Origin of the sequence: Microbacterium sp. bgisy203 (genome assembly GCF_965345155.1) — a bacterium.
Lineage (GTDB): Bacteria > Actinomycetota > Actinomycetes > Actinomycetales > Microbacteriaceae > Microbacterium.
The window spans coordinates 1-18,612 of the sequence record NZ_CBDRLZ010000010.1 but is presented as its reverse complement, the minus strand read 5'-3'; the positions used below and the strand labels follow the sequence as shown (position 1 = coordinate 18,612).

Sequence of the window (18,612 nt, the reverse complement as noted above, 5' to 3'; positions counted from 1 at the left end):
AACAGGCATTATCCACTGCCTGTGGATGACGTCTGGTGACGACACGCGGGCCGGAACTACAGTGGATTTTGCACCCGACGGCCTCGCTGGCTACCGTGGCTCGGGTAGTTATCCACAGGCTCGGGAATCAGCGTCGATCCCCCTCGCCCGCTCGCACGAAACGCATTCTTCACCCACGAACCACAGCCTGGGGGGCTCATGTCACAGCACGATGTTCCGGATGTCCCGGTCTGGACCGCCGTGCTGGAGCAGCTCGATGGCGACGAGCGCGTCACGCCCCAGATGCAGGGCTTTCTGAACCTCGCCGTCGCCCAGGGCGTCATGGGTGGCACGCTCTACCTCGATGTGCCGAACGACCTGACCGCGGCGCAGCTCAACAAGCGGCTGCGTGCGCCGATCCTCGAGGCGCTCAGCCGAGTGGATGCCGAGCCTGCAGCGACCGCGTTCCGCGTGGTCGTCAATCACGAACTCGCCGACGCGCACCTCACCGCCCCAATCCCGGTTCAGTCGACGGCGCCGCTGATCGCCCCGTCGATCCCTCGCCCGCCGATCGACGACGAGCCGGCGGCCATCCGGACCGACTCGCGCAGCGACACCCGACTGAACCCGAAGTACTCGTTCGACAACTTCGTCATCGGCCAGTCGAACCGTTTCGCGCATGCGGCGGCCGTCGCGGTCGCGGAGGCTCCGGCGAAGGCGTACAACCCACTGTTCATCTACGGCGACTCGGGCCTCGGCAAGACCCACCTGCTCCACGCGATCGGCGATTACGCCCTCAGCCTGTACTCCGGCATCCGCGTCCGTTATGTCTCGAGCGAAGAGTTCACGAACGACTTCATCAACTCGATCGCGAACAACCGCGGCTCCGCGTTCCAGGCGCGCTACCGCGACGTCGACATCCTCATGATCGACGACATCCAGTTTCTGCAGGGCAAAGCCGAGACGCAGGAGGCCTTCTTCCACACCTTCAACACGCTGCACGATCACGACAAGCAGGTCGTCATCACGAGTGATGTACCTCCCCGGCACCTCACCGGCTTCGAAGACCGCATGCGCAGCCGGTTCGAGTGGGGCCTCATCACCGATGTGCAGGCGCCCGACCTCGAGACGCGCATCGCGATCCTCCGGAAGAAGGCGCAGTCCGAGCGGCTCCTCGTGCCCGACGACGTGCTCGAGTACATCGCGACGAAGGTGTCGAGCAACATCCGTGAGCTCGAGGGTGCGCTCATCCGCGTCTCCGCGTTCGCGAGCCTCAACCGATCGACCCTCGACATCTCGCTCGCCCAGACGGTGCTGCGCGACATCGTCGACACCGATGAGGCGAACGTCATCATGCCGACCGACATCATCGCGGCCACGGCGCAGTATTTCCGACTCTCCGTCGATGACCTCTACGGCTCGAGCCGGTCGCAGTCGATCGCCACGGCACGACAGATCGCGATGTACCTCTGCCGCGAGCGGACGAACCTCTCGCTGCCCAAGATCGGTCAGCTCTTCGGCAACCGCGACCACACCACCGTCATGTACGCGTGCAAGAAGATCGCCGAACTGATGAAGGAACGCCGCTCGATCTACAACCAGGTCTCGGAGATCACGACCCTCCTCGGTCGCGTCGGTCGCTGAGGCGACCGCCCCCGAGCAAACGGTCGCTGAGGCGGCGCTGACACGCGCGGGATCCCCGCCGCACTTGACAGGGAACCGTCCCAGGTCTCATCATGCGCGTTTCCCACAGTGTGGAGAGCCTGTGGATAACTTGTCGTCATCCCGGGATGCCTGTGGGCGGATCGCGGGTCCTTGTGGATGACGGATGCCGAAGCGCCTGCGCCGAGAAGCCGCATGAACACAGGCATCCGCAGCTCGCCCACAACTTACACACGTGTGGTTTCCGCTCCACGAGCGGGATCGGCCGGGTTATCCACACTTTCCACAGCTGTTAACACCATGACAGAGATTCATCAATGGGAAACCGATTCGATCACCATGTGAGCGGGGACCCGGCGACGCGGCCCGTGCGGCTCCCGGCGACATCGGGTCAGCGAAGTTCGACGACGTGGGCACTAGCATGGGAACGCTTCGGTCCTCCGAACGCCACGTTCGAGTGACCCAGAGTCCATCAAGGGAGCGCCAGTGAAGTTCCACGTGAATCGCGATGTCTTCAGCGAGGCCGTGTCGTTCGTCGTCAAGCTCCTGCCGCAGCGGAACCCCCAGCCGATCCTGGCCGGTGTGCTGATCGAGGCATCCGATGAGGGACTCTCGCTCGCCGCGTTCGACTACGAGGCATCCGCGCGGACGACGATCGAGGCGACGGTCGACGAACCCGGCACGATCCTCGTGCACGGGCGCCTCCTGTCCGAGATCGCGAGCCGGCTTCCGAACGCACCGATCCAGATCGAGGTCGGCGAAGACGACGGCATCGTGCTCACCTGCGGGTCGGCGCGTTTCACGCTCGCCTCGATGCCGGTACAGGAATATCCCGCCATCCCCGAGGTCTCCGGCGAGTCGGGCCTCGTTCCCGCCGACGAGTTCGCGACCGCGATCTCACAGGTCGCCTTCGCCGCATCGCGCGACGACGTCACTCCTGTGCTCACCGGTGTGCAGCTCGAAGTCGCGGGGACCTCGCTCAGCCTCGTCGCCACTGACCGCTACCGCGTCGCCCTGCGCGATGTCGCCTGGGATGGCGGCGGCGTCGCCGACGACGAGTCGACGACCGCCCTGGTCCCGGCGCGAACGCTCACCGAAGTCGGGAAGACCTTCGCGCACTCCGGCGACATCCAGATCGCGTTCTCGGGTTCGGGCGACCGCGAGATCATCGCGTTCACCTCGGGCAACAAGACCGTCACCTCGCTGCTCATCAAGGGGAACTTCCCGCCCGTGCGGCGCCTGTTCCCCGAGCAGACCGACCACTACGCCGTCGTCAACACGGCCGAACTCGCCGAAGCGGTCCGCCGCGTGTCGCTCGTGCTCGACCGATCGGCGCCGCTGCGCTTCACCTTCACCGAAGAGGGCGTCTCGATGGACGCCGCCGGCACCGAGCAGGCGCGCGCCTCGGAGTCGGTCGACGCGACCCTCGCCGGCGAAGAGGTCACCCTCGGCCTCAACCCGCAGTACCTGCTCGAGGCGCTCGGCGCGGTCAAGAGCGAGTTCACGCGCATCACGTTCACCTCGAGCGACAACGCCAACAAGCTGAGCCCCGTGCTCATCACGCCGCAGACCTCGGGCACGCCCGAGAGCTTCAAGTACCTGCTGCAGCCGAACCTCCTCCTGCGCTGACCGGCACTGCCCGCGTCGCACCCCCGAACTAGGCTGTTCGGGTGATCGTGGAGCAGCTGAGTCTCGTCGACTTCCGCAATTATGCGGCCGCCGACGTGACCCTCGGCGCGGGCGCGAACGTCTTCGTCGGCCGGAACGGACAGGGAAAGACCAACCTCGCCGAAGCGATCGGCTACTTCGCGACCCTCGGCTCGCACCGCGTGTCGCAGGATGCCCCGATGGTGCGCGACGGCGCGGACGCCGCGATCGTCCGCATGCGCCTCGGCTACGGCGAGCGGCGCGTGCTGCTCGAGGCCCAGCTCAACCGATCCGGCAGCAACAAGGCGCGGGTGAACGGGTCGCCGGTGAAGACTGCGGAGCTCCCCCGCTACGCGCAGGTCGTCCTGTTCGCTCCCGAAGACCTCCAGATCGTCCGCGCCGACCCGTCCGCGCGCCGCCGGTTCGCCGATCAGCTGCTCATCCAGCGTGCACCGCGCATGGCGGGGGTCCTCGGCGACTACGACCGTGTGCTCAAGCAGCGCACCGCGCTGTTGAAGTCGGCGCGCGCCCGCGGCATCCGCGGCGAAGGGCTCTCGACCCTCGACGTCTGGGACGACAAGCTCGTCCAGCTCGGCACCGAGGTGATCCGTGCCCGGCTCGCCCTGGCAGAGGATCTTGCGGGCCCCGTGGCGGATGCCTACGCGCAGATCGCCGGCGCCGACCACCGGCCGGAGCTCGAATGGTCGCTCTCGATCTCGGGGCACGACCCGGAGGACGAGGGTGATCTCGATACACCCACGGCCGCGCCGCGGGCACTCGATCAGCGCGGGGGTGCGGGCGGTGCGGGGGATCAGCGCGGGGAAGCGGGCGGCGCGGAGGAGATCCAGCGGCAGTTCCGTGCGGCGCTCGCGGCGCGGCGTTCCGCCGAGCTCGACCGGGGCGTGACGCTCGTCGGTCCGCATCGCGACGATCTCGTCCTGCGCGTGCGTGGGCTTCCGGTGAAGGGCTACGCGTCGCACGGCGAGTCGTGGTCGGTCGCGCTGTCGCTACGCCTGGCCTCGGCCGAGCTCCTGCGCGCGCAGTCGCAGCTCGGAGACCCGGTGCTGATCCTCGACGACGTCTTCGCCGAGCTCGACGCCGACCGTCGCGCCCGGCTCGCGGCCCTCGTCGAGGGCTATGAGCAGGTCGTCGTCACCGCGGCCGTCGAAGAGGATGTGCCGCCCGCGCTCCGCGCGCGCACGGTGCGCGTCGTCGCCGGCAGGATCGTCACGGACCCGACTCAGGAGCGGGATGAGGAGCCGGAGGTGGTGGAACGGTGACCGACAGCGTTCCCGAGACGATCGCCACCTACCTGCGCCTGCGCGGACTGGAGCCCTCGCCCCGTGCCGCGCGACGGAAGCGCAAGCGGCAGGCGGACGACGACGACAAGCAGCCCTTCGCCCCCGGTCGCGACCCGAAGGGGGTCGGCGACATCCTTTCCGATCTCACCCGTCAGTCCGGCTGGGATCCGCAGTTGGCCCGTGAGGACCTGGTCCTCCAGTGGGAGGAGGTGACCGGCGCCGAGACGGCGCGGCACGCGAATCCGGTCGCGCTGGCCGACGGCATCCTGACCGTGCAATGCGACTCGACCGCGTGGGCGAAGAACCTGCAGCTCATGCGCGCCGAGATCGTCACGCAGCTCATGCGACGGTTCCCCGACGCCGGTGTGCAGAACGTCCGCTTCGTCGGCCCCGACGTCCCCTCCTGGAAATGGGGCCCCAGAGCCGTTCCAGGGCGCGGCCCGCGCGATACCTACGGATAAGGCAGGTCCGTCGGCATCCCAGGTGATTTCATCGCGCCACAGGGGCGTTCAGCGGGCTTTCGCGGCGTGAAGCACGATAGAATGACAGACGACCGGTTTCTCGACCAGATGTGATTCAGGAGCGCTCGAAGCCTATGACGTCCGATACCCCCGACAGCGTTCCCGACGGCGAACCCACGGACACCCCCGCGGTTCACCATCAGAGTCCGAAGAAGGTCGAGAACGAGTACGGGGCCGACGCCATCCAGGTGCTCGAAGGCCTCGAGGCGGTCCGCAAGCGTCCCGGCATGTACATCGGCTCCACCGGTGAGCGCGGTCTGCATCACCTCGTCTACGAGATCGTCGACAACGCCGTCGACGAGGCCCTCGCAGGGTACAACGACGCGATCGAGGTCACGATCCTCGAAGACGGTGGCCTCCGGGTCGTCGACTACGGCCGCGGCATCCCCGTCGATCCGCACGCGTCCGACCCGACGAAGTCGACCGTCGAGGTCGTCCTCACCGTCCTCCACGCCGGCGGCAAGTTCGGCGGCGGCGGGTACGCCGTCTCGGGTGGTCTCCACGGCGTCGGATCGTCGGTCGTGAACGCTCTCTCCACCCGGTTCGAGGTCGAGATCAAGCGTCAGGGCTACGTCTGGCGGCAGTCCTTCAGCGATGGCGGCAAGCCGGAGGCCCCGCTCGCCCAGGGCGAGACGAGCGAGGAGACCGGCACGACGGTCACCTTCTGGCCGGATGCCGGAATCTTCGAGTCGATCGAGTTCGACTACGACACGCTCCGCACCCGCTTCCAGCAGCAGGCGTTCCTCAACAAGGGACTCCGCATCTCGCTGCGCGACGAGCGCCCCGCCTCGCGCTACGTGGTCGACCTCGAGGACGGCACGCCCGAGGAGCGCCAGCCGCACGACGAGTTCCTCTACGAGCGCGGTCTCGTCGATTATGTCGAGTACCTCAACAAGGTGCGCAAGACCGAGGTGGTCAACGAGGAGATCATCGAGGTCGAAGCCGAAGACACCGTCCGCCACATCTCGCTCGAGATGGCGATGCAGTGGACGACGAGCTACACCGAGAACGTCTTCACGTTCGCCAACACGATCAACACGCACGAGGGCGGCACCCACGAAGAGGGCTTCCGCGCCGCGATGACGACGTACATCAACAAGTACGCGCGCGAGAAGGGCCTCCTCAAGGAGAAGGACGACAACCTCACCGGAGACGACATCCGCGAGGGACTCACCGCGGTCATCTCGATCAAGCTCTCCGAGCCGCAGTTCGAGGGTCAGACGAAGACGAAGCTCGGCAACACCGAGGCGAAGGCGTTCGTCCAGAAGATCGTCGGCGACCAGCTCACCGACTGGCTCGACCGCAACCCGGTGCAGGCCAAGCGCGTCATCATGAAGGCGATCGACGCCGCGACTGCCCGCATGGCCGCCCGCAAGGCCCGCGAGACCGCGCGCCGCAAGAGCGTCTTCGAGTCGGCATCCATGCCGGAGAAACTCAAGGACTGCACGAGCAAGGATCCGTCGATCTCCGAGATCTTCCTCGTCGAGGGCGACTCGGCCGGCGGCTCGGCCGTCTCGGGCCGCGACCCCGAGCGTCAGGCGATCCTGTCGCTGCGCGGCAAGATCCTGAACGTCGAGAAGGCGCGCCTCGACCGCGCCCTCGGCAACGCCGAGATCCAGGCGATGATCTCCGCGTTCGGCACGGGAATCGGCGAGGACTTCGACGTCGAGAAGGCGCGCTATCACAAGATCGTCCTGATGGCGGATGCCGATGTCGACGGTCAGCACATCACGACGCTGCTGCTGACGCTGCTGTTCCGTTACATGCGCGGACTCATCGAAGCGGGCTACGTGTACCTCGCGATGCCGCCGCTGTACCGCCTCAAGTGGACGAACGCGCCGCACGAGTACGTCTACAGCGACCGCGAGCGCGACGCGCTGCTCGTCGAGGGCGCCGCCGAGGGCAAGCGCATCCCGAAGGAGAACGGCGTCCAGCGCTACAAGGGCCTCGGCGAGATGAACGCCAAGGAGCTGTGGGAGACGACCATGGACCCCGACACCCGCACCCTCCGTCAGGTGACGATCGACGACGCGGCCGCGGCCGACGAGATCTTCTCGATCCTCATGGGAGAGGACGTCGAGTCGCGGCGCGGGTTCATCCAGCGCAACGCCAAGGACGTCCGCTTTCTGGACATCTGAGACGACGACCAGAACATCGATCGCGAGAGGCGGAGGAATGCTGATCTGAGGGCAATCGGGGTGCCGCGAAGCGGCGGGGCCCCCGCTCTTGCCCTCAGATCAGCGTTCCGGAGCCTCCTGAACGCAGACGCAGACGAAAGCACACCATGACTGACGAAGAACGCCCCGACCCGAACGCCGGGTACAACCACGGCAACATCGACCAGGTCGACCTGCAGGTCGAGATGCAGCGCAGCTACCTCGACTACGCGATGAGCGTCATCGTGGGCCGCGCGCTCCCCGACGTCCGCGACGGACTCAAGCCCGTGCACCGCCGTGTCATCTACGGCATGTACGACGGCGGATACCGCCCCGACAAGGCGTTCTCGAAGTGCGCGCGCATCGTCGGCGACGTCATGGGCCAGTTCCACCCGCACGGCGACTCGGCGATCTACGACGCGCTCGTTCGTCTCGTGCAGCCGTGGTCGCTCCGGTACCCGCTGGCTGAGGGCCAGGGCAACTTCGGCACTCCCGGGAACATGGGCGCCGCGGCTTCCCGGTACACCGAGACCAAGATGGCGCAGCTCGCGATGGAGATGGTCCGCGACATCGACGAGGACACCGTCGACTTCGAGGACAACTACGACGGGCGCACGCAGGAGCCGACGGTGCTCCCCGCTCGGTTCCCGAACCTCCTCGTCAACGGCTCGGTGGGTATCGCCGTCGGCATGGCGACGAACATCCCGCCGCACAACCTGCGCGAGGTTGCCGACGGCGCACTGTGGGCGCTCGAGCACCCCGATGCGACACGCGATGAGCTGCTCGACGCGCTCATGGCGCGCATCCAGGGCCCCGACTTCCCCACCGGCGCGCAGATCCTCGGCACCAAGGGCATCCGCGAGGCGCAGCGCACCGGCCGCGGCTCGATCACGATGCGCGCCGTCGTGAACGTCGAGGAGATCCACGGCCGCACGTGCCTCGTCGTCACCGAGCTCCCCTACCAGGTGAACCCCGACAACGTCGCCGCGAAGATCCGCGACCTCGCGCGTGACGGCAAGCTCTCGGGCATCGCCGATATCCGCGACGAGACGAGCGACCGCACCGGCCAGCGTCTCGTGATCGTTCTGAAGCGGGATGCCGTCGCGAAGGTCGTCCTCAACAACCTGTACAAGCACACGCAGCTGCAGGAGAACTTCGGCGCGAACATGCTCGCGATCGTCGACGGCGTGCCGCGCACGCTCGCGCTCGACGGCTTCATCGCGTACTGGATCGAACACCAGATCGAGGTCATCGTCCGGCGCACGCAGTATCGCCTGCGCAAGGCGGAGGAAGACGCACACATCCAGCGCGGCTACGCGCTGGCGCTCGACGCCCTCGACGAGGTCATCGCACTCATCCGACGTTCGCCCGACGTGGACGCCGCTCGCCAGGGCCTCATTGAGCTGCTGGGCGTCGACGAGGTTCAGGCCGACGCGATCCTCTCCATGCAGCTGCGCCGGCTCGCTGCGCTGGAGCGTCAGAAGATCATCGACAAGCTCGCCGAGCTCGAGCGGCAGATCGCCGAGTACCAGGCGATCCTCGCCGATCCCGCGCGCCAGCGCACGATCATCTCCGACGAGCTCACCGGCATCGTCGACCGCTTCGGCGACGAGCGCCGCACGCACATCCTGCACGGCTTCGACGGCGACATGTCGATGGAAGACCTCATCCCCGAGGAGGAGGTCGTCGTCACCGTTACCCGCGCCGGCTACATCAAGCGCACGCGCAGCGACAACTACCGCTCGCAGCACCGCGGCGGCAAGGGCGTCAAGGGTGCGCAGCTGCGCGCGGATGACGTCGTCGAGCACTTCTTCGTCACGACGACCCACCACTGGCTCCTCTTCTTCACGACGAAGGGTCGTGTCTACCGCGCGAAGGCGTACGAGCTGCCGGAGGCGGGGCGGGATGCCAAGGGTCAGCACGTCGCGAACCTCCTCGCCCTGCAGCCCGGCGAGGAGATCGCGCAGATCCTCGACATCCGCGACTACAAGGCGGCGACCCACCTCGTCCTCGCCACACGCGACGGGAAGATCAAGAAGACCTACCTGAGCGAGTACGACACGAACCGTCAGGGCGGCATCATCGCGATCCGCCTGCGTGGGCAGGATGACGAGGAGGGCGGCGACGAGCTCGTCAGTGCCCTGCTCGTCGACAACTCCGACGACATCCTCCTCATCTCCAAGCACGGCATGTCGCTGCGCTTCACCGCGACCGACGAGTCGCTGCGCCCGATGGGCCGTGCGACCGAGGGCGTCAAGGGGATGAGCTTCCGCGAGGGCGATTCGCTGCTGTCGGCATCCGTCGCGAAGGACGACGCGTACGTCTTCGTCGTCACCGAGGGCGGGTACGCCAAGCGCACGCGCGTCGGCGAATACCGCCTGCAGGGCCGTGGCGGACTGGGCATCAAGGTGGCCAAACTGAGCGAGGATCGAGGGGATCTCGCGGGGGGTCTGATGGTCTCCGAGGACGACGAGGTCTTGGTGGTTCTTGCCAGCGGCAAGGTGGTACGCTCTGCCGTGGCCGAGGTCCCGGCGAAGGGTCGCGACACCATGGGTGTCGTGTTCGCCCGCCCCGATGACGACGATCGCATCCTTGCGATCGCCCGGAACGGAGAGCGCACCCTGGGACAGGCTCCGGACACCGACGAGCCGGCCACCACCCCCGCCGCCGCAGACGACACCGCAGACAACACTGAGCCTGCGAGCCCCGAAGAGAGTGACACCGACGCATGAGCACGGTAGCCGACAAGCTGGCCAAAAAGTCATCGAGCAAGACCAGCGCGAAGCAGGTGCGCCTGCGCCTCGTGTACATCGACTTCTGGTCGGCGGTGAAGCTGTCCTTCCTCGCGGCGGTCGCGCTCGCGATCGTCACGATCGTGGCGTCGTTCCTGGTGTTCATGGTCATCCAGACGACCGGCATGATCAGCCAGCTCGATGAGCTGTTCACCGCGTTCGACGACAACTTCAAACTGAGCGACTACATCGGCCTCTCGCAGGTGATGGCGTTCGCGGCGGTCGTCGCGCTGCTGAACCTCGTCGTCGTCACGGTGCTCGGTGCCGTCGTCGCCGGCATTTACAACCTGATGGTCAAGGTCACCGGCGGACTCCTCGTCGGCTTCACTTCGAACTGACCCGGATTTCTGGATATCTGGATCATCGGGTAAAGTCTTGGAGGTTGACGGCGGAGACGCCGGCCTCCAGACGGGGCTATAGCTCAGGCGGTTAGAGCGCTTCACTGATAATGAAGAGGTCCCAGGTTCAAGTCCTGGTAGCCCCACCATCTCCCCACAGACATTCCCCTCACGGGGCCTTAGCTCAGTTGGTAGAGCGCCTGCTTTGCAAGCAGGATGTCAGGAGTTCGAATCTCCTAGGCTCCACCCAAAGTTGAATGTTCGAACCTTGCCCCGCGTGATCGCGGGGCAAGGTTCTTTCGTTGTGTGGCCTGAGAGTGGTGGCCAGGATGGTCTGGATCGCTTCGGTCGGCTGGAGGGTGGCCTCGTCCTCGTCATCGATGGTGATGCGGTCGAACAGCGCCCGGTTGAGCATCCGCCGCTCGGCGGGTTCGGCCTTGGCGTAGACGTCGCCGATGTCGGTGAGGAGCCCGAGGATTGCGTCGAGTCCGACCTTCGCTTTGTCGTAAGTGGTTTCCAACGTGTCGAGCCGACCGGTGATCGCTTGCAGGCTCGCGCGGATGCGGTCTTGCTCGGTCTTGAGCAGGTCGAGGGGGATCGCGTCGGCGTAGTGGGCTTGGAGGAGCTTGACCTGTTCGGCTTCGAGCTTGGCCTTCTGCCCGGCGAGGAGTTTCTTCTCGTCGCTGGTGGATTCGGAGAGGGCGTCGAACACCTGTCCGAGCACGCCCTGGATCTGTGCTGCCTCCTCAGGGCTGAGGGAGATGCCCTGGTAGCCGGTCTCGATGGCCTGCTCGACGCGGTGGGTGAGGATGGCGGTGCGCTGGCAGTCGTTGCGCTTGAACCGGCGGCCGGTGCAGGTGAAGTAGTCGTAGGCGACGCCCTGGTGGTTGCGGGGCCGCTCGAACATGAGCTTCTTCCCGCAGCCGCAGTAGATCGAGCCTTTGAGGTAGTGGTCGTACTTCTGCGGCTTGTCGCCGACGACGTGGTTCTGCTGGAGGATCGTCTGCACCTGCTCGAACGTCTCCGGTGTTACGAGCGGATCGTGCGTGCCGGGGTAGGTGACGTCGCGGAAGGTGACGATGCCCTGGTAGTAGGGGTTGGTGAGGATCTTGTGCAGCGCGGTCGTGGTGACCGGCTTGGCGGGGAACGACGGCGTCGGCCTCGTGGTGAGGCCGCGGGTCTCCAGCTCGCGGGCGAGCTTCGACAGCGACCAGTCCCCGGTGGCGTAGGCGGTGAACGCGAACCGGATCAGCTCGGCCCGGTCGGGATCGAGCCGCACCTCGCGGACTTCGCGCCCGTTCGCATCGGTGGTGCGGATGTTGAGGTAGCCGATGGGGGCCCGGTGCGGGGTGCCGCCGATCGTGGCTTTCTGCACGAGCCCCTTGGTGACCTCCTGGGCGAGGTTCAGGGAGTAGAATTCGGCGATGGAGGCCATGATGCCGTGCATCAGCATCCCCGAGGGGGTCTCGTCGATGTTCTCCATGACGGACACGAGCGTGACCCCGGCCTGGCGGAGGGTGGCGTGGATGATCGCGTCATCGAGCCGGTTACGGGCGATGCGGTCGACCTTGTTGATGATGCAGTACCGGACGGGGTGCTCGGCGAGGTAGTCCAGCATCTCCTGGAGCGCTTTGCGGCGCGCGGTCTTCCCGGACTCGCCGGGCTCGATGAACTCCGCGACGATGATGGCGTTCAATTGGTCGGCCTTGCGCTGCGCGGCGTCGCGCTGTGCGGGGATGGAGAGGCCTTCTTCGAGACCGTTGCGGGTGGCCTGGTCCTTGGTGGAGACCCGCAGGTACGAGATCGCGGGCACTTTCCCATCAGGAAGGGTCGTCGCCTCGTGGGAGTGTTTCGGGCCGGCGGCGAGGGTGCGCAGTGCGCCGAGGTCGAGGCCGGCGGGGAGGTCGAGGCCGGCGGGGAGGTCGAGGCCGGCGGGGAGGTCGATGAGCGTCATGGTCGTGACTGCCTTTCGGGCTCTCACCCAGCCCCGACAGCGGGGTTGGGTGCGGGCGTCGACTGGCGGTCACGACACAGATGGGAAGGCCTGCCGAACCGCGACGGGTTCGGGCAACAGATTGGGTTAGCCGGTAGCGCCCTGGATGGACGTACAACAGGGATTCTACCGTTTGCTGGCCAGCAGCGCCCGGAGCTGGTCTCCGGCCTGACCGACCGGGCTGCCGGTGCCGGCCTCGCGCAGGGCGACGCGGATGAGGACTTCGGCGATCTTCTCGGTGTCGATCTGCTCCCGCCTCGTGAACGTGACCCGCAGCCGCCGGTCCGATGATGGGCGTTGAGTCTTGCGCTGATAGTTCCGCACCATCACCGCTCACCCGCCTTCGGAATCGGCACCCATGTCGGGGTCGATGTCGGCGTCGTCGAGGCGGGCGAAGAAGGCGTCCTCGGCGGCTTTGCGGCGGGCGACCTGTTCGATCACGAAGGCCACGAAGTCCTCGCGCCGGTTCGTGATCGGGATGTCTTCGACCGGCGGTGCCGGGGGCTCGCCGGGCCAGGCGGTCTGCCGGTCGGGGCGGTCGCGATCCAGGCGGGTGCCGGAGGCGGCGACCCAGTCGCGAAGCCGCTGCCGGGCGGCGGCGAAGTCGCGGTGCCACCCGATCGCGGCCGAGGCGTCCTGTTCCGGGTCGTACGCGGCCAGCCAGTGCAGGTGCAGCGCGGACAGCTCCCACTTCAGCGCCGGATGCCGGTGCCACAACGGCGGGATCACCGATGCGGGCAGCGCGTACTCTCGCCTGACCCACTCGACCCAACGGTTCAGGGCGAGCCATTCCTGCTCCAGGTCGTGCGCGAGCAGCAGGTTCCAGTTCACTGGCCGCGGCGGCCCCGGCACATCATCGTCGGGGCCTGTCGGACCGAAGTCCTCGTCCTCCCACTCTTCCGGTTCGGGGAGGTCGGGCGGGGTGGTGGTGTCGTTCATCGCGTCCGCCTCCGTTCACAGGGCCCGTGCGGGCTGCTCGCGGGCGGGCTGTTCCTGCTCGGGCGGCTCGAACCCGCCCTGCCGCTGCGGCTGCTGCCGGTTCGGGGACTCCATCTGCGACAGTCGGCGCGGGGTGCCGATCTCGATGTTCATCCGGGCGGCGTCGGGACCGAACCGGTTGGCGATGAACTCCTTGCTCTCCACCCCGGTGTTCGGGTTCGTGCTGGTTTCGAGACGGCCGTGCGCAAGAAACCAGTCCTGCTTCGACAGCATCTCGCCACCACTCTTCGCGGCGCCGCGGAACGCGACGACATCGTGGAAGGTGGTCGGCAGCTTGGTGCGCGACCCGTCCGGGCCGTACTCGTAATGCTCCTGCCCGGCCTTGACGTACAGGCGCGGCTTGCCGTCGTGCCAGGTCAGCTGCGGTTCGGAGGCGACGAACCCGTAGAAGGCCTGACCGATCTCCGGGTCGACGTCTGGCTGCTGATCGCTCATCGTGTGCTCCTGCTCTGCTCATGCCGCCCGCTCGTCGTCGGGGCTGCTCGTGGCAGGCAGGTGCACTCGACCACCCCGGTACGCCCGCGTCGTCTACTCGCGGTGGGCGCCGTGCAGGAGCCGTTCGACCTCGGCTCGATCCGACTGGATCTGTTTGCCATCGGGGCGGGCGGGCCACGCCCGCAGGTCGGTGATGATTGGCGGTGCCGACCGCAGCAGGGTCACCGCGGTGCCGAACGGCAGGCGCCGGATGTGATCGGGCGGCAGGATCGCGACCCGCCGCACGCTGCGCTGGTTGGAGCGGGAGCCGTGGTCACCGACGGTGGTGGTGTCGGTGAGCTCGTCGCGTTCCCCGATCAGTGTGGAGAGGTCCTGGAGGTCGCGGCTGTTGGAGGCGCCGCCGAGGATGATCTTCACGATGGACGCATCCCAGATCGCGCCGGCCTGGTGCTCGTTCCACTTGTCCCGCGCCTGCGCGAGAGACTGGAGCACCGCGAGGGTGGTGATGCCGGTGCCCCCGCCTTCGGCCATCAACGTCGGAAGGCTGGGAAGAGGTGCCAGGTTCCCGATCTCATCCAGACACAACAGCAGCGGCGGGTCCAACCGGGCACCCGTCGAGCGGGCGGCCATGCGACGGGCCGTCTCCACCACGTCCTCGACCAGCGCAGCCACGAGTGCCGCGCTGTTCCCGGCGCCGGCGCCGGTGGCAAGGAGGAAAAGGGTGCCGCGCTCACGGATGAACGCCTCGGGATCGAACTCCTCACCCTCACCGGGTGAGACCGCATCGAGCACCCGCGGATCAGCCAGCGCCGCGAGAGAGAGGCTGACGCCCTGCCAGATCGAATCCCTTGTGCGCGAGTCGGCATCGATCATTGACGCCAGAGAGTCCGCCCACCCGGTCGCGGCCTGCCGGTGGTTGGTGAGGATCGCGACCGCATCCGCCGCGCTGGTGGGGTCGAGAGTCCACCGGAACAGCTCAGACGGTGATCGGCCGTCGAGGGCGGCAGCGTGCAGCAGCGCCTGCAGCGCGGCTTTCGTCTTGCCCTCCCAGAAGTCGCCGCCTTCGACCCCGCCCGCGGACAAGCCGGTGGCAGACGCCAGGCCGGCGGCGCGGATCATCGCGGTCTGCGGAGACTCGCAGCCCCGGATCGGTGACCACCGCATCCCCGCCGGCAGGCCCTGGGCGAGACGCTGGGGGTCAAACACCGCCACCGGGCCAATACGCCTTCTTGCCCGGAGGCAGGCGGTGACGTTATCCGGCCGGGTGCTCGTGGTGACGACGGCGCCGGGCGCGTCGAGGATCGCCGGGATGATCAGGTGCAGGCCCTTGCCGGAACGGGGCGGCCCAATCAACAGGATCGAGTCCTCCACGCTCGCCCACACCTCGTGCCGATGCGCGATCCCGAGCCGATACCCGACATCGCCCGGCCCGGGGTTCTCCAGGCTGGGGCGCAGGGTGCCGGCCCGCCGCATGAGCGCCTTCGCCGACGCGGCCTTGGCGACCTCGTGACCGGTGGCAGTGCCTTCCTGCCGGTGCGGATCGGCGGCGTTCTGCCGAGTCAACCGGTGGATCATGGTCCAGGCCCAGAACCCCGCCACGGTCAGGATGGTGAGCATGAAGGCGGCGGTGATCCAGTAGACGACCGGGTTCAGGCCGGTGGCGCCGAGCTGCCCGCCCGGATCGGCCGGGTGGAAGAACACCGCGACCCCGCCGGTCGCCCCGGCGGTCGGCTGAGGTGTGCCGGTGACGAACGCGGCGACACTGCCCGCGGCGCGGAGCACGAAGGCGACCCCGAGCAGCCCTCCGATCGCGATGAGCAGGAGGTTGGTGAGCTCATCACCCATCGGCTGGCCGGGGCGGCCCTGCGCGCCGGTCACGGCAGGCCCCGGACGGCGATCGTGCCCGAGACGCGCCCGACCAGCACCACCTCCGCCGCCTTCGCCGCGGCGATGACCTGGGGGTCGAGGAGGGCGCCGGCCCGCCCATCGGGGGTCGCGTCGGTGTGGGCGACGATGAGGGCGACGGCGATGTCTTCGCCGGAGATGAACCCGTCACCGCCGTCGACCTCGATGGGACCGGCCCCGCGACGACGCCGGCCCGGCCTTTTCACCGGCTCCGGCTCCGAGTCCGTGTCGCGCTTCGGGGTGGGGCGTTTGACGGCGGGGAGGATATCGGTGAAGGAGCTGCCGTCCACCTCGTGCACGGTGACGCGCACCGGGATCGCCCGATCGTCGGTGACGTGATCGATGATCTGCGCGAACATCGCCCGCCGCCACGCCCCCACATCCTCCGGCGCGGCGACCGGGTGGTGGTCGAGGGTCGCGGTGAGGGTGCCGTCCTCGTGTACGTCGAGCACGAGATGCGGCACCGACACCGGTGCGGGACTGGTTGAATCGGCAGGGGTGTGTGCGTGTCTCATGCCCGCCAGGTGCACCCGCCCCTCCTGGTGTTCCTAGCTGCGCGCTGCTGCTCGCGAGCTTGTGTCGAAGAGTCGGTTTTCGGCGGGGTGTAGCTGGTGTTGGACGACGTAGGAGGAGCCCTTGATCTTCCACAGCCCTTGCCCGACCCCGAGGGTGGGCAGCAGGGCCTGTTCGGTGCCGGTCAGCCCGAGCGCGGCGGAGGTGGGGCCGAGCTGGTCGGATTCTTGCCGGTAGATGATCCGCGTCTCCGCGTTCGCGAGCAGGCTGTTGGCGAGGCCGCGCATGGCTGAGCCTTGGTCGCCGACGTTGTCGAGGTCGGAGACTTTGTGGAAGATCATCGCGTTCGCGATCCCATACGCCCGCGCGAGGCGCCAGTGCGCGTCCATCCGCCTCAGCAGGGCCGGTTGGGACATGAGGCGCCAGGCTTCGTCGTAGATGCACCAGCGTTGCCCGCCGGCGGGGTCGAGGAGGGCGGCTTCCATCCACGCCGACGAGCAGGTCATGAGCGCGCTGATGAGGGTGGAGTTCTCGGTGACCTGGGACAGGTCGAGGGAGATCATCGGCAGCGACGGATCGAACACCTCCGTCGAGGGGCCGTCGAACAGGCCGGCCAGGTCACCGGCGACCAGGCGGCGCAGGGCATGTCCGACCATCCTCCCGTCCTCCTGAAGTCTGCCGTCCTCGTCGCCTTCGGGGTCGAGGAGGTGGTCGACGATCATCGGCAGGATCGGCACCGAGTTGGCCCGCATGGTCGCGGCCAGGGCGGTGTCGATCGCGGTGTGCTCCAACGGCGACATGGGGCGCGCCAGCACGGTCTCCGTGAGCGCCCCGATCAGGTCGCGTCGCCGGGAGACGACGGTGGCTGTCCATTGTTCGTCGCTCATCCCGGCGGGCCGGTATCCCTCATCGAGGGGGTTCAGGCGGGAGGGCAGGCCGTGGCCGAGCTTGATCGCCCGGCCCCCGACGGCCTCCGCCACGGCGGTGTGTTCGCCTTTGGGGTCACCGGGGATGTAGACGCGGCGCCCGAATCCGAGCGAGCGGGTGTAGAGGCTTTTCGCGAGGCTCGACTTGCCTGAGCCGACGATGCCGGCGACCACGATGTTCGGGGCGGTGATGACCCCGTTCGCATACAGCACCCACGGGTCGTAGACGAATGACCCGCCGGAGTAGAGGTCCTGGCCGATGAACACGCCCTGGGAGCCGAAGCCGCCTTCGGCGAGGAATGGATACGCCCCGGCGAGCATCGCGCTGGTGTCCTGATGCTTCGGGAGGCGAAACCGGCCCGGCGTGCGCAAGGTGGCGGGGCCGGGCTCGCCGGCTGCGGGCAGATACCGGGTCGCGCGCCGCTCGGCCCGCTCGCGCTCCCGCTTCGCTCTGGCCTCGGCCCGTTCGCGGGTGCGCTGTTCGGCGACGAGCTCCGCGGCGGCCTGCCGGCGCTGCTTGCGGAGTCGGCGGCGTTCCTTGGCGGGGGCGACGAGGACGGCGGAGTGCAGCTTCTCGCGGTCGCCGCTCACCGGAACAGCCCCCGGTTCTCGGCGACCTCGTCGATCGCGTCCGGCCGGAACCACGACGACGCTTCCGACCGTGCCGGCCGGCGATGCCGCCCTCTCTGCAGCTCGGCTTCCGGTGCGGGCGATGCCATGTTGCTGGAGGCTGGAGCCTCGGGGTCGGGGTTGGGGGCGTCGATGCGGCGGGACAGCCCGACGTAGCCCAGGGCGGAGCTGTAAGTGAGGGCGTAGTCGCCGGAGGTGGCGAGCCGGTCGGCGGCGCTGTGCGGGGCGGTGTCGTAGACGTACCCGTTCTCCATCGCATCGCTGACCGTCTCCTCGCCGTGATCCCAGGCGGCGAGGTATTCGATCGCGGCGTCGGTGCCCTGCCGGTCGATGATCTCGATCACGGGGTCGGCGTCCTCGCCTTGGAGGAACACGATGCTGACCCACCGGTGCTGCGGATCGTCGGGCTTCCAGGCGATCTGCCCCGCCTTCCCGGATGCCTGGTCGAGGGAGACTTCGGCTTGATCCATGTGGGCGGACGCGGTGCGCAGCGCGTCGATCGTGTCGCTGAGGAGAGTTCGTGCGGCGATCGGATCGCCGTGATCGGTCGTCGCCCGTGCCGCACTGCGGTGATGGTTCTGGGCGAGCTGATCGGTGACTTGCGCCAGGTACCGGGTGCTGGCCAGCAGGTTCCCCATGACCTCATACATGACGCGCGGATCTTCGATGGTGATCGTGGCGTGCGCAAGCCCGCGCAAGGCCTCAGCGGCTTCGCGGGCATCCGCTTGGGGATCGGTGAATGTCGGCATGACAGCTCCTCAGGGTTCGGCGGGCGCGGCAGCGGGGGGGGGGGGGGGGGGGGGGGGGGGGGGGGG

General features: G+C 67.9%; 13 protein-coding genes, 2 tRNA genes and 1 pseudogene. 9 read left to right on the top strand and 7 right to left on the bottom strand.

Translation table 11 applies throughout. The features are described from left to right. Positions 1 to 198 precede the first annotated feature (198 nt). The 9 genes from dnaA (at position 199) to ACRVYW_RS12735 (ending at position 10,642) form a co-directional block, all read left to right on the top strand. A complete protein-coding gene (dnaA, locus tag ACRVYW_RS12775; protein WP_431805124.1) occupies positions 199 to 1,623 on the top strand; it encodes a chromosomal replication initiator protein DnaA in 1,425 nt (474 codons plus the stop codon). A gap of 504 nt (positions 1,624 to 2,127) precedes the next feature. After that, positions 2,128 to 3,270 carry a DNA polymerase III subunit beta gene (dnaN, locus tag ACRVYW_RS12770; RefSeq protein ID WP_431805123.1) on the top strand — a complete coding sequence of 381 codons (1,143 nt, stop codon included), beginning with the start codon at positions 2,128 to 2,130 and terminating at the stop codon, positions 3,268 to 3,270. Positions 3,271 to 3,311: 41 nt separating this feature from the next. Beyond that, positions 3,312 to 4,568, top strand: coding sequence for a DNA replication/repair protein RecF (gene recF, locus ACRVYW_RS12765; protein ID WP_431805122.1), 1,257 nt, complete (start codon positions 3,312 to 3,314; stop codon positions 4,566 to 4,568). Continuing rightward, a complete protein-coding gene (locus tag ACRVYW_RS12760) occupies positions 4,565 to 5,050 on the top strand; it encodes a DUF721 domain-containing protein (RefSeq protein WP_431805121.1) in 486 nt (161 codons plus the stop codon). The genes recF and ACRVYW_RS12760 overlap by 4 nt, the downstream gene beginning before the upstream one ends. Positions 5,051 to 5,184: 134 nt before the next feature. Next, on the top strand, positions 5,185 to 7,248 hold the full coding sequence (gyrB, locus tag ACRVYW_RS12755; protein ID WP_431805120.1) for a DNA topoisomerase (ATP-hydrolyzing) subunit B: 2,064 nt from the start codon (positions 5,185 to 5,187) through the stop codon (positions 7,246 to 7,248). A 146-nt stretch (positions 7,249 to 7,394) separates the two neighbouring features. Next, positions 7,395 to 9,998: a DNA gyrase subunit A gene (gene gyrA, locus ACRVYW_RS12750; protein WP_431805119.1), complete on the top strand. Its 2,604-nt coding sequence runs from the start codon at positions 7,395 to 7,397 to the stop codon at positions 9,996 to 9,998. Then, entirely contained in the window at positions 9,995 to 10,396 is a 402-nt protein-coding gene (locus tag ACRVYW_RS12745) for a DUF3566 domain-containing protein (protein WP_431805118.1), read from the top strand. The genes gyrA and ACRVYW_RS12745 overlap by 4 nt, the downstream gene beginning before the upstream one ends. Before the next feature lie 72 nt (positions 10,397 to 10,468). After that, positions 10,469 to 10,545 (top strand) — tRNA-Ile (locus tag ACRVYW_RS12740). 24 nt (positions 10,546 to 10,569) lie between these two features. Next, a tRNA-Ala gene (locus ACRVYW_RS12735) sits at positions 10,570 to 10,642 on the top strand. 589 nt (positions 10,643 to 11,231) lie between these two features. On the opposite strand, the pseudogene ACRVYW_RS12730 reads toward ACRVYW_RS12735, so the two are convergent. From ACRVYW_RS12730 to ACRVYW_RS12700, 7 genes and pseudogenes are all read right to left on the bottom strand, one after another. After that, positions 11,232 to 12,350 (bottom strand): annotated as a pseudogene (locus ACRVYW_RS12730) (recombinase family protein); the annotation flags it as partial. A gap of 372 nt (positions 12,351 to 12,722) precedes the next feature. Next, positions 12,723 to 13,328: a hypothetical protein gene (locus tag ACRVYW_RS12725; protein ID WP_431805117.1), complete on the bottom strand. Its 606-nt coding sequence runs from the start codon at positions 13,326 to 13,328 to the stop codon at positions 12,723 to 12,725. Positions 13,329 to 13,343: 15 nt separating this feature from the next. Next, the gene (locus ACRVYW_RS12720) at positions 13,344 to 13,823 is read right to left on the bottom strand and encodes a single-stranded DNA-binding protein (RefSeq protein ID WP_431805116.1); all 480 of its coding nucleotides are present in this window, start codon (positions 13,821 to 13,823) and stop codon (positions 13,344 to 13,346) included. Positions 13,824 to 13,916: 93 nt separating this feature from the next. After that, positions 13,917 to 15,668 carry a type IV secretory system conjugative DNA transfer family protein gene (locus tag ACRVYW_RS12715; protein WP_431805177.1) on the bottom strand — a complete coding sequence of 584 codons (1,752 nt, stop codon included), beginning with the start codon at positions 15,666 to 15,668 and terminating at the stop codon, positions 13,917 to 13,919. Positions 15,669 to 15,697: 29 nt separating this feature from the next. Beyond that, on the bottom strand, positions 15,698 to 16,243 hold the full coding sequence (locus ACRVYW_RS12710) for a hypothetical protein (protein WP_174202242.1): 546 nt from the start codon (positions 16,241 to 16,243) through the stop codon (positions 15,698 to 15,700). 33 nt (positions 16,244 to 16,276) lie between these two features. Next, positions 16,277 to 17,758 carry an ATP-binding protein gene (locus ACRVYW_RS12705; protein WP_108871795.1) on the bottom strand — a complete coding sequence of 494 codons (1,482 nt, stop codon included), beginning with the start codon at positions 17,756 to 17,758 and terminating at the stop codon, positions 16,277 to 16,279. After that, positions 17,755 to 18,546, bottom strand: a complete 792-nt coding sequence (locus ACRVYW_RS12700; protein WP_431805115.1) for a hypothetical protein — start codon at positions 18,544 to 18,546, stop codon at positions 17,755 to 17,757. Before ACRVYW_RS12700 ends, ACRVYW_RS12705 begins: the two co-directional genes overlap by 4 nt. Positions 18,547 to 18,612: the final 66 nt, after the last annotated feature.